We start from the raw sequence: 11668 nt of genomic DNA, 5'->3' as shown, positions 1-11668 counted from the left end.
GGGGCCGAATGTAACACCTGACTTTCAGGGCGTCTAGTCCCGCACAATGAAAAAGCCCCGCAATCTGCGGGGCTTTTGGTGTTTCAGATATTTGCGTCGAGAAACGCCATCAACTGCGACTTCGACAGCGCGCCCACCTTGGTGGCCTCTACGTTGCCGTTCTTGAACAGCATCAGTGTCGGGATACCGCGCACGCCATGCTTGGCTGGCGTTTCCTGATTTTCGTCGATGTTCAGCTTGGCGATGGTCAACTTACCCTTGTAAGTCTCGGCGATCTCGTCCAAAACAGGGGCAATCATCTTGCAAGGGCCACACCACTCCGCCCAGTAATCAACAAGTACAGGACCGGCAGCCTGGAGGACATCGGCGTCGAAGCTGGCATCGCTGACGTGTTTGATAAGGTCGCTACTCATGGAAAGTCTCCGAGGTCGTAGGCTAAAAACGTCGCTCATCATAGCGGGACTGGCCGCATTCAGGAAGTCAGGGGTGATTGAGTCTCGCTATGACGATGCATGAGCCTGGTTATGGCGATGAGCATCTCACCTCAATCGGGCTCCAATCCTTGGCCTTCCGCACGCAACTGAGCGGAGAGAAGCGAATTTATTCGCGAATGGCCTGACTCGGGTGGCTTGACGCGACGCTTCGCGTTGGCGCCAGAGGTGGATCGTGGCACGATGGCCGGGTTATCGACCGAGACCATTGATCATGCTGCAGTCCCCACCCAAGAATCTTTCTTTGATAGCCGCCATCGACCTGGGCTCAAACAGCTTTCATATGGTCGTGGCCAAAGCCAATCTTGGCGAAATCCGGATACTGGAGCGGCTGGGCGAGAAGGTTCAGCTGGCGGCCGGGATCACTGAAGAGCGCCTGCTCACTGAAGAATCCATGCAGCGCGGGCTCGATTGCCTCAAGCGCTTTGCCCAACTGATCAACGGCATGGAGCCTGGCTCGGTGCGGATCGTGGGCACCAATGCCCTGCGTGAAGCACGCAACCGCATCGAGTTCATCCGCCGCGCCGAAGAGATTCTTGGTCATCCCGTGGAAGTGATCTCCGGCCGCGAAGAAGCCCGCCTGATTTACCTTGGCGTGTCCCATACGCTGGCCGATACGCCTGGCAAACGCCTGGTGGCCGACATTGGTGGCGGCAGTACCGAATTCATCATCGGCCAGCGCTTCGAACCGCTGCTGCGCGAAAGCCTGCAGATGGGCTGCGTCAGCTACACCCAACGCTATTTCCGTGACGGCAAGATCACCCCGGCCCGTTATGCACAGGCCTATACGGCGGCGCGTCTGGAAATCATGAGCATCGAACACGCGCTGCATCGCCTGAGCTGGGATGAAGCCATCGGTTCGTCTGGGACCATCCGCGCCATTGGCCTGGCACTCAAAGCCGGCGGACATGGCACGGGTGAAGTCAACGCCGAAGGGCTGTCCTGGCTCAAACGCAAGATGTTCAAACTCGGCGATGTCGAGAAAATCGACTTTGAAGGCATCAAGCCTGACCGCCGGGCGATTTTCCCGGCAGGTCTGGCGATTCTCGAGGCGATTTTCGATGCGCTGGAACTCAGCCGCATGGATCACTGCGAAGGCGCCCTACGTGAAGGTGTGCTCTACGACCTGATGGGCCGCTACCATCATGAAGACGTCCGTGAACGCACCCTCAGCTCGCTGATGGAGCGTTACCACGTTGACCTTGAACAGGCCGCCCGTGTCGAGCACAAAGCCCTGCACGCCCTTGAGCAGGTCGCTGCGGCCTGGGACCTGGAAGACGATCTGTACAGCGAGCTGTTGAGCTGGGCCGCCAAGGTGCATGAAGTGGGGCTGGACATCGCCCACTATCACTACCACAAGCACGGCGCGTACCTGATCGAACACTCTGACCTGGCCGGTTTCTCCCGCGAAGATCAGCTCATGCTGGCCCTGCTGGTGCGTGGCCACCGCCGCAATATTCCCAAGGACAAGTTCGCCGAGTTCGGCGATGAAGGCATCAAGCTGATTCGCCTGTGCGTGTTGCTGCGCTTTGCGATCCTGTTCCATCACATTCGTGGCACCCAAGAGATGCCGCAAGTGACCTTGCACGCGAACGGTCAGAACCTGGACGCGCTGTTCCCGGACAACTGGCTGGAAAACAACCAACTGACTCAGGCCGACTTCGCGCAGGAAGCGGAGTGGTTGACCCGAGTCGGTATCGTCTTCAGCGTACGCTGAGGACCGGGTTGCTCAGGCGCTCAAGCAGAGTGGCCTGGGCGCTGCGCGGGTTCTGGTTGCCGGTTGGCGTGCTGCGGACGTAACGACCGTCCGAGTGCAGGATCCAGGCATGGGTGTTGTCGGTCAGGTAACTTTCCAGCTCCCTCTTGACCCGCAGGATCAACTTTTTGCCTTCCACCGGGAAGCAAGTCTCGACCCGCTTGTCGAGGTTGCGCTCCATCCAGTCAGCGCTGGACAGGTACATCTGCTCTTCACCGCCATTGAGGAAGTAGAAGACCCGCGTGTGCTCCAGGAAGCGACCGATGATCGAGCGCACATAGATGTTGTGCGAAACGCCGGCAATTCCAGGACGCAGGCAGCACATGCCCCGCACCACCAAATCGATACGCACGCCAGACTGACTGGCCTTGTACAACGCGCGAATGATCTTCGGATCAGTCAATGAGTTGAACTTGGCGATGATGTGCGCCGGCTTGCCATCGAGCGCGAACTGCGTCTCGCGGGCAATCATGTCGAGCATGCCTTTTTTCAGGGTGAACGGCGCATGCAGCAGCTTCTTCATGCGCAACGTTTTACCCATGCCGATCAACTGACTGAACAACTTGCCGACGTCCTCGCACAAGGCGTCATCGGAGGTCAGCAGGCTGTAGTCGGTATATAGGCGAGCATTGCCGGCGTGGTAGTTACCCGTCCCCAAGTGCGCATAACGGACGATTTCACCGGCTTCACGGCGCAGGATGAGCATCATCTTGGCGTGCGTTTTGAAGCCGACCACACCATAAATCACCACCGCACCGGCCGCTTGCAGACGGCTGGCCAGTTGCAGGTTGGATTCTTCATCGAAACGCGCACGCAACTCGATCACGACCGTAACTTCTTTGCCGTTACGCGCAGCATCGACCAGCGCATCGACGATTTCCGAGTTGGCACCGCTGCGGTACAGGGTCTGCCGGACCGCCAACACATGCGGGTCTTTCGCTGCCTGACGCAGCAGGTCCACCACGGGGGTGAAGGACTCGAACGGGTGCAGCAGCAGAATGTCCTGCTTGCTGATCACGTTGAAAATGTTCTCGCTGTTCTGCAACAGCTTGGGGATCGCTGGAGTGAACGGCGTGTACTGAAGCTCAGGATGGCTGTCCAGGCTGGTGATACTGAACAGACGCGTGAGGTTGACCGGACCGTTGACGCGATACAGTTCGGTGTCGCTCAGGTTGAACTGTTTGAGCAAGTAGTCGGACAGGTGTTTCGGGCATGTATCAGCGACTTCCAGGCGCACTGCATCGCCATAACGACGCGAAAAAAGTTCGCCACGCAGAGCACGGGCCAAGTCTTCGACGTCCTCGGTATCGACCGCCAGGTCGGCGTTTCGGGTCAAACGGAACTGGTAGCAGCCCTTGACCTTCATGCCCTGGAACAGGTCATCGGCGTGAGCGTGGATCATCGATGACAGGAATACATAATTGTCCCCTGTCCCACCGATCTCTTCCGGAACCTTGATGATTCGCGGCAACAGACGCGGTGCCGGGATGATCGCCAGCCCTGAGTCGCGACCGAAGGCGTCAACGCCTTCCAGCTCGACGATAAAGTTCAGGCTCTTGTTCACCAGCAACGGAAACGGGTGCGTTGGGTCGAGCCCGATCGGGGTGATGATCGGCGCAATTTCGTCACGGAAATAGCGACGAACCCAAGCCTTGAGCTTCGCCGTCCAGTAACGACGACGAATGAAGCGAACCTGATGTTTTTCCAGCTCGGGCAGCAAAATGTCGTTGAGGATCGCGTATTGGCGATCAACATGACCATGCACCAGCTCGCTGATCCGTGCCAGCGCCTGATGGGGCTGCAAACCGTCTGCGCCCGCCTGTTCTCGAGCGAAAGTGATCTGCTTCTTCAGGCCGGCAACACGAATTTCGAAGAACTCATCAAGGTTACTGGAGAAGATCAACAGAAACTTCAGCCGCTCCAGTAATGGATAAGACTCGTCCAGCGCCTGTTCCAGTACCCGAATATTGAACTGCAATTGCGACAGCTCGCGATGGATGTACAGGCTGCTGTCGTCCAGGTTCGGGATGACGATGGCCTGTGCCACCGGTACGGGTAGCACTTCAGGGACGGGCAGCACTTCGATGCTTGGCTCAACCACCGGCTGAGCCTCCTGGACGGCGATCTGAACAGCTGCTTCGGTGAGTCCTTCGGTATTCATGGGTGTTCCTGATAGGGACTATTGCCCTTTTAACAGTTGAGCAGCACGAACGGCGAAATAAGTAAGAATGCCGTCAGCACCTGCACGTTTAAAAGCGGTAAGGGACTCAAGAATCACACCCTCACTCAACCAGCCATTCTGGATCGCGGCCATGTGCATCGCGTACTCACCGCTGACCTGATAGACGAAGGTCGGTACCTTGAATTCGTCTTTGACCCGGTACAGGATGTCCAGGTACGGCATACCCGGCTTGACCATCACCATATCAGCCCCTTCAGACAAGTCGGCCGCGACTTCGTGCAGCGCCTCGTTGCTGTTGGCCGGGTCCATTTGATAGGACGCCTTGTTGGCTTTACCCAGGTTCAGCGCCGACCCTACCGCATCGCGGAACGGCCCGTAGTAGGCGCTGGCATATTTCGCCGAGTACGCCATGATCCGCACATTCACGTGATCGGCAAGCTCAAGGGCTTCGCGGATCGCCTGAATGCGACCGTCCATCATGTCAGAAGGCGCAACTACTTGCGCGCCGGCAGCCGCATGGGACAGCGCTTGTTTAACCAGCGCATCGACGGTGATGTCGTTCTGCACATAGCCATCTGCGTCGAGAATGCCATCTTGACCGTGCGTGGTAAACGGATCGAGGGCAACGTCGGTAATCACACCCAACTCAGGGAAACGATCACGCAGCGCGCGAGTGGCTCGCTGAGCAATCCCCTCAGGGTTCCAGGCTTCAGCACCATCAAGGGACTTTTTCTCGGGCGCGGTCACCGGAAACAACGCCAACGCCGGAATGCCCAGCGCCACCCACTGCTCAGCTTCCTGCAACAACAAGTCGATGCTCAGACGCTCAACGCCCGGCATCGACGAAATCGTTTCACGACGGTTTTCACCATCGAGAACAAAAACCGGAAGGATCAGGTCGTCGACGGTCAATACGTTTTCACGGACCAGGCGACGGGAGAAATCATCACGACGATTACGGCGCAAACGGGTAAGAGGAAACAAGCGGTTGGCGGGGGTAAAGCTCACGGCAAGACTCCATAGCCCGCGCAGGCGGGCAAGCGTGACAGTTATAAGCCACCATTATGACCAATGTATGACATCTATGCGCAACGTGCGACGGTAGGACGCAACCATTGTCTCCGTAGGAATTCTTCACGTCGAGACACATATCCACACTTTCCTGAATGTCTTCTAAGCGTTAGGCTGCGCGTTCATTTCGCCAGCACCCAGACAATGCTCCAACAATTTTTGCAGGACTTTGGCTACTTTGCCCTTTTCCTTGGAACCTTTTTTGAAGGTGAGACGATCCTTGTCCTCGCCGGCTTTCTTGCGTTCCGAGGTTACATGGATATCAACATGGTCGTGGTCGTGGCCTTCCTTGGAAGCTACGCCGGTGATCAGCTTTGGTATTTCCTGGGGCGTAAGCACGGCCGCAAGTTGCTGGCACGCAAACCGCGCTGGCAGTTATTGGGTGACAAGGCCCTGGAGCAAATTCGCAAACACCCGGATATCTGGGTGCTGAGTTTTCGCTTCGTCTATGGGCTGCGTACCGTGATGCCGGTGGCGATTGGCCTGTCCGGTTATCCGCCTGGGCGCTACCTGCTGCTCAATGGCCTGGGTGCCGGTGTCTGGGCCGCGGCACTGGGTGCGGCCGCTTATCACTTTGGCGCACTACTCGAAGGTCTGCTGGGTAACGTCAAAAAATATGAGCTTTGGGTGCTGGGCGCCCTGCTATTGCTTGGCGGCGTTCTGTGGCTACGTAGACGAATCAAAGCCGCACGCATTGCCAAAGAGCTGGAAATGACGTCCGCCAAAGTCGTCACCGTTGACGTCAAGAGTCAGCCAAACGAATGAAATGTCCGCGAGCGCAATACAGCCCCATTGCGCTCAGCAGCACGTAAGTCAGCAAGGTCACCCAGCCCAGCGGACTCACGGCCCAAAGCCCCAGCGCCTGCGCAAGCCCCATTAACGGCACGTTCAGCACCAGACGGGCGCACTCCAGCTTGATCGCCCCAGGCCGGTTCTCCAGCGCCACGCCGAGCACAAACAAACCAAGCGTGACCCAGACCCAGCCGAGCACCAGTGCCGGCGGGGCCAAGCTGTCGCCCACCCCCATCAGGTAGCTGCCCAACGCAGCATGGATAGCGAACTGCGCGGCGATGTAGACCTGCTGCGAACGGCTTAACGGCACCTCGAATTTGCGAAACTGGCTCAGGTCTGCCTTGCCCAGCGGGTACTTGGTCGCGACATCCGCCGGGCGCCAGCCGGTGCGCATAAACCAGATCCGCAGCGCATCCCACAGGCTCTCGGTACGCCGTGCGTCGGCGGCAAGTTGGGCGTAAAACTGCACGTTTGCCCATAATGGATTCCAGCTCGCCAGTGGCGTGGTGACACCGAAAATCGTTGGATCACTGTCCAGCTCTTCCTGGAAAGAACCCAATAATCTGTCCCAGACAATGAACACTCCGCCGTAGTTGCGATCCATGTAAACAGGGTTCTGCGCATGGTGAACACGATGATTGGACGGGGTCACGAACACCCATTCGAACCAGCCCAGCTTGGGAATGTGGCGGGTGTGCACCCAGAACTGATACAACAAATTGAGCGCCGCGACGCTGACGAACACCAGCAAGGGCACGCCCAGCACTGCCATCGGCAGGTAGAAAATCCAACTGAGCAGAAAGCCGGTGCTGGTCTGACGCAGAGCCGTGGAGAGGTTGTACTCCTCACTCTGGTGATGGACTGAATGCGCCGCCCACAATACGTTGCGCTCGTGCCCCATGCGGTGCAGCCAGTAGTAACAGAAGTCATAGAGCACGAACGCAAACACCCACACCCATGGGCTGTCGGGCGAAAGCTGCTGCAGCGACAGATGCTCAAGGGCAAACGCGTAGGTCAGCACGCCGACGCCCTTGGTCAGCAAGCCGCTGGTAGTCGACAGCACGCCCGTGCTCAGGCTGTTGATCGAATCGGACAAGCGATACGTATTAACCTTGCGCCAACGATCAGCCAACAGCTCCACGGCAATCAGCACAAAGAAGAACGGCACGGCATACAGAATCAAATTCATGGGGTTGCCACTCAGGAGGCCTCTTGCCAAAGATTAGGCCCGGATTGGCCAAAACCCTATGGCAGCGAATGACAAATTAGTGGACATTTAACGACATTCTTGTCACAGCCTTTAAAGAAACGGCCAGCGTGCGAATCAGCCGATTCAGCGCCATGAACAGGAGCAAAAACGCGATGCAAAAGAGAGTGGCAGTGATTCTTTCCGGCTGCGGCGTCCAGGACGGAGCGGAGATCCATGAGAGCGTCCTCACCCTGCTGCGCCTGGACCAACGCGGCGTCGAGGTTCAATGTTTTGCCCCTGATATTGCGCAACACGATGTGATCAACCATCTGACCGGCGAAAAAATGTCCGAGTCGCGCAACGTCCTGATCGAGTCTGCACGTATTGCCCGTGGCGCGATCAAGGATATTCGCGAGGCCAATGCAGAGGATTTTGATGCGCTGATCATGCCGGGTGGATTTGGCGTGGCGAAAAACCTGTCCAATTTCGCCTTCGAAGGCGTCCATTGCAGCCTGCAGCCTGAGCTTCTGACGCTGGCCGAAGCCTTTGCCGAATCAGGGAAACCCATAGGGTTGATCTGCATTTCCCCCGTGCTGGCCGCGAAAATCTATGGCCCGGGCGTAACCTGCACCATCGGCAACGACCCGGACACCGCCAAGGCCATCTGCAAAATGGGCGGCATCCACAAAGAGTGTGCAGTTGACGAGATTGTCGAGGACACCGCACGCAAACTGGTCAGCACCCCGGCCTACATGACGGCCCAGTCGATCAGCGAAGCGGCAGCCGGGATCAACAAACTGGTGGATCGGGTGATTGAGTTGACGCAGGAAAACGACGATTAACGGTGAAAACCGTCCAATCCTGATTTAAGGATATTCCCGCGTCAGCCGCGTCAGAATCCGGTCCAGCGCATTGGCGAACGCTTGTTTTTCACGGTCGCCATGGGGCGCTGGGCCACCGCTCATCTGCCCCTGATCACGCAGGTCAGTGAACAGGTTTCGCACCGCCAGACGATCCCCCATGTTCTGCGGGTCGAACTCGCGGCCCCGAGGGTCGAGTGCCGCAACGCTTTTTTTGATCAGCCGATCCGCCAACGGCACATCGCTGCAAATCACCAGTTCGCCCGGCACGGCATGCTCGACCAGGTAATCATCCGCCGCGTCTGGCCCGCTGGACACCACGATCAATTTGACGCACGCGTACGTCGGTTTGACCTGGCTTTGCCCAGCCACCAGCAATACCTCGAAATGACGCTTCAAAGCGAACTTGATGACTTGGTCTTTAGCTGCCCGGGGGCAAGCGTCGGCATCGATCCAGACGCGCATACAGTTTTCCTAGACCGCCGGAATGCGGCGTTTCTCAGCCAAACGGCTACGGCCATACAACACGGCAATCGCTAACAAGGCAACTGCCTGTGCTGACAGCGAGTACGCGTCGGCATGAATACCCAGCCAATCGAACTCGAAGAACGGCACCGGACGCGTGCCGAAGATTCCGGCCTCTTGCAACGCCTTGACACCATGCCCGGCAAACACCACCGACAACCCGCACAGCAGCCCTGCGTTGATGCTGAAAAACAGCGCCAGTGGCAGCTTGGCCGAACCGCGCAAAATCACCCAAGCCAGACCGACCAACAACACCAGCGCCGTCGCGCCACCGGCCAGCACGGCGTTATGACCCGCTGGACCGGCCTGCAGCCACAGGGTTTCGTAGAACAGGATGACCTCGAACAACTCGCGATAGACCGAGAAGAAGGCAAGGATTGCGAAGCCAAAACGGCCACCACCGCCCACCAGGCTGCTCTTGATGTAATCCTGCCAGGCGGCGGCATGACGGCGGTCGTGCATCCATACCCCGAGCCACAACACCATGACGCTGGCAAACAATGCCGTGGCACCTTCAAGCAATTCACGCTGAGCGCCGCTGACATCAATCACATACGCGGCCACCGCCCACGTCGCGAGACCCGCGAGCAGGGCCAGCCCCCAACCCATGTTGACGCTGCGTACCGCCGACTCCTGGCCAGTGTTGCGCAGGAACGCCAGAATCGCCGCCAGCACCAGAATCGCTTCCAGACCTTCGCGCAGCAGAATCAGCAGACCCGAGATATAGCTCAGCGACAGACTCAGGCCATCGCTGCCGAGCAGATCCGCCGATTGTTTGAGCAGGGCTTTAGCCGCTTCCAGCTTCTGCGCTGCCTGCGCTACCGGCAGGCCATCCTGCAACGACTGACGGTAAGCCATCAGGGATTTTTCAGTGGCCTTGCGAACGTTGGGGTCGACGTTGTCCAGCGAGCTTTCAACCAGCTCAAACCCTTCCAGATAGGCCGCGACCGACAGGTCATACGCTTGCTCGTGATCGCCTGCACGGTACGCCGCCAGGCTCCTGTCCAGCGTCATGCGGGTGTATTCGAGCAGTTGCCCAGGGCCACGTTGTGCTTGCGGCGGCTGGGCGCGCTGGGCACGGAAGGTCGCGGCAACCTCAACACCTTGAGCCGCACTCACTTCTGCCGGCGTTTGCCGGGCCAGATCGGCCAAATTGAATACCGTGCCTTTGGCCGCAGCGGGATCAGCCGTGAAACTGGCGATATAGGTCGCCACGTCCCAACGCTGACGGTCGTCCAGTTGGTCGGCGAACGCGGGCATGTCCGTGCCTTGCACGCCCAGGCCCAGCGTGTTGTAAACGTCATACAGACTTAAGTGGTCGAGCCGGGCCTTGTTACGCAGATTGGCGGGCGGCGGCGTCAAACCAATCCCGGCCGGGCCATCACCTGCCCCGGCGTCACCATGGCACACCGAGCAATGCTGGGCGTATAGCGGCGCACCGCGGGCAGGATCGGGGGTGATTGCCGGGGCTTGGCTGACTTCGTACGTCACCGCCAGCTTCGCCGCCAGTAGTCGAGCCTGGCGCGCTACAGCCGCGCCCTCTTGATGCTCGCTCACGGCCTCGCGCAAGCTGCCAACGCCCTGCTCCAGCTCCGTGCGCTCCGCACGGGCAGGCAACGTGACAATCAAACCCTGCAAGACGGTCAGAAATTCCAACTGTTCGCGGTATTCAGATTCATCGATGACCTTTCCATCAGCAACGGTCGCGGGATAGTCCGCACCTATATAACCCAGCATGTGTAACGCCTGAGCGGCGCCATCAACAGGGTTAGCCAGCAACTCGAAGCTGCACAGGACAAACACGGGCAGCATCAGCCAAGCCCAAAAACGGGAGGGGAAAGACATCAAGGAATCCCAAATAAGAATGCGTTGTATTACATTGTATCAATATTTCTCGTTCGCATGCAGCTACGTTTGGGATGGACGGTGCGACACCGCGCCGCACAGCCTCCTGAGCATGTCTGTGGGTGCGATGGTCTGTTCGCGAACGAGACTGCGCGCGCCCAACGCGCAATCTCTGCGGGAGCGAATTCATTCTCGATGACGGCAAGTCAGGCATCGACGATTTGAATCAAGCGGTACCGCGATGGATCGTGGCCAGAAATGCCGCTGCACCGACGAACAATCCAGCAAAGGTCCGGTTCATCCGGCGCTGCTGCTTAGGCGTGCGCAGCAGGCGCAACACTCGCGAAGCCAGCCCGGTATAACCGGCCATCACCGTCAGGTCGACCGCAACCATAGTGGCGCAGATGATCAGGTATTGGGCGAGGAGCGGCTGATGCGGGTCGATGAATTGCGGCAGGATCGCCAGCATGAACACCAGGGCCTTGGGGTTGCTGATATTCACCAGAAAGCCGCGCATGACCAGGCTCAAGGGCCGACCAATCGGGCGTACGGCGGCGTCATCGGCCATGTCGCTGGGCAGCGCGCGCCATTGTTTGATGGCCAGATAGACCAGATAGAGTACGCCAAACCATTTGATCAGGCTGAAGGCCAGTGCGGACGCTGCAAGGACTGCACCCACACCCGCCGCAACAATCGCAATCTGCAACACCAGCGCCAATTGCAGGCCCAGCACGTTCCAGTAACCGCGCCAGAAACCGTATTGCAACCCGCACGACATGGAGGCGATAGCGCCAGCCCCTGGAGACAGGCTGATAACCCAGCAGGCGGCAAAAAATGCCAGCCACGTTTCAAGCAACATCACACACCTCAGGCAAGACCGGAATGCCTTCTAAGCTAATGTTTGCGCCGAAAAATGACTATTTATTTTTAAGGCCTGCGTGCCAATGCACAACAGGC

The 11668-nt window shown here is 58.4% G+C and carries 10 protein-coding genes; 3 read left to right on the top strand and 7 right to left on the bottom strand.

What is annotated here, in order from left to right; translation table 11 throughout:
* Nucleotides 1–83: 83 nt before the first annotated feature.
* Nucleotides 84–413 (bottom strand): thioredoxin TrxA, encoded by a 330-nt coding sequence (gene trxA, locus ACVBEG_RS25315; RefSeq protein ID WP_219062988.1) that lies wholly within the window; start codon nucleotides 411–413, stop codon nucleotides 84–86.
* Nucleotides 414–705: 292 nt separating this feature from the next.
* On the opposite strand from trxA, the gene ppx reads away from it, so the two are divergent.
* The gene (gene ppx, locus ACVBEG_RS25310; protein WP_322176947.1) at nucleotides 706–2208 is read left to right on the top strand and encodes an exopolyphosphatase; all 1503 of its coding nucleotides are present in this window, start codon (nucleotides 706–708) and stop codon (nucleotides 2206–2208) included.
* On the opposite strand, the gene ppk1 is transcribed toward ppx, so the two are convergent.
* Both ppk1 and hemB read right to left on the bottom strand, forming a co-directional pair.
* Nucleotides 2195–4408, bottom strand: coding sequence for a polyphosphate kinase 1 (ppk1, locus tag ACVBEG_RS25305; RefSeq protein ID WP_322176948.1), 2214 nt, complete (start codon nucleotides 4406–4408; stop codon nucleotides 2195–2197). The genes ppx and ppk1 overlap by 14 nt on opposite strands.
* 18 nt (nucleotides 4409–4426) lie before the next feature.
* On the bottom strand, nucleotides 4427–5437 hold the full coding sequence (hemB, locus tag ACVBEG_RS25300) for a porphobilinogen synthase (protein ID WP_322176949.1): 1011 nt from the start codon (nucleotides 5435–5437) through the stop codon (nucleotides 4427–4429).
* A 207-nt stretch (nucleotides 5438–5644) separates the two neighbouring features.
* Here hemB and ACVBEG_RS25295 point away from each other — a divergent pair, with 207 nt between their 5' ends.
* Nucleotides 5645–6265 carry a DedA family protein gene (locus ACVBEG_RS25295; RefSeq protein WP_322176950.1) on the top strand — a complete coding sequence of 207 codons (621 nt, stop codon included), beginning with the start codon at nucleotides 5645–5647 and terminating at the stop codon, nucleotides 6263–6265.
* On the opposite strand, the gene ACVBEG_RS25290 is transcribed toward ACVBEG_RS25295, so the two are convergent.
* Complete coding sequence (locus ACVBEG_RS25290) at nucleotides 6243–7481, bottom strand: sterol desaturase family protein (RefSeq protein ID WP_322176951.1); 1239 nt, start codon at nucleotides 7479–7481, stop codon at nucleotides 6243–6245. The genes ACVBEG_RS25295 and ACVBEG_RS25290 overlap by 23 nt on opposite strands.
* Nucleotides 7482–7654: 173 nt before the next feature.
* Here ACVBEG_RS25290 and elbB point away from each other — a divergent pair, with 173 nt between their 5' ends.
* Nucleotides 7655–8323 carry an isoprenoid biosynthesis glyoxalase ElbB gene (gene elbB, locus ACVBEG_RS25285; protein ID WP_323565856.1) on the top strand — a complete coding sequence of 223 codons (669 nt, stop codon included), beginning with the start codon at nucleotides 7655–7657 and terminating at the stop codon, nucleotides 8321–8323.
* Between the two features lie 24 nt (nucleotides 8324–8347).
* Here elbB and ACVBEG_RS25280 read toward each other — a convergent pair whose 3' ends face one another.
* The 3 genes from ACVBEG_RS25280 to ACVBEG_RS25270 all read right to left on the bottom strand — a co-directional run bounded on the left by ACVBEG_RS25280 (nucleotide 8348) and on the right by ACVBEG_RS25270 (nucleotide 11570).
* Nucleotides 8348–8806, bottom strand: coding sequence for a YaiI/YqxD family protein (locus ACVBEG_RS25280; protein WP_447108398.1), 459 nt, complete (start codon nucleotides 8804–8806; stop codon nucleotides 8348–8350).
* A gap of 9 nt (nucleotides 8807–8815) precedes the next feature.
* A complete protein-coding gene (locus ACVBEG_RS25275; protein WP_323565858.1) occupies nucleotides 8816–10711 on the bottom strand; it encodes a cytochrome c/FTR1 family iron permease in 1896 nt (631 codons plus the stop codon).
* A 226-nt stretch (nucleotides 10712–10937) separates the two neighbouring features.
* Nucleotides 10938–11570: a LysE family transporter gene (locus tag ACVBEG_RS25270; RefSeq protein WP_322218520.1), complete on the bottom strand. Its 633-nt coding sequence runs from the start codon at nucleotides 11568–11570 to the stop codon at nucleotides 10938–10940.
* Nucleotides 11571–11668: the final 98 nt, after the last annotated feature.

This window comes from Pseudomonas sp. GG8 (assembly GCF_052976945.1).
This window is presented reverse-complemented; position numbering and strand designations above follow the sequence as displayed.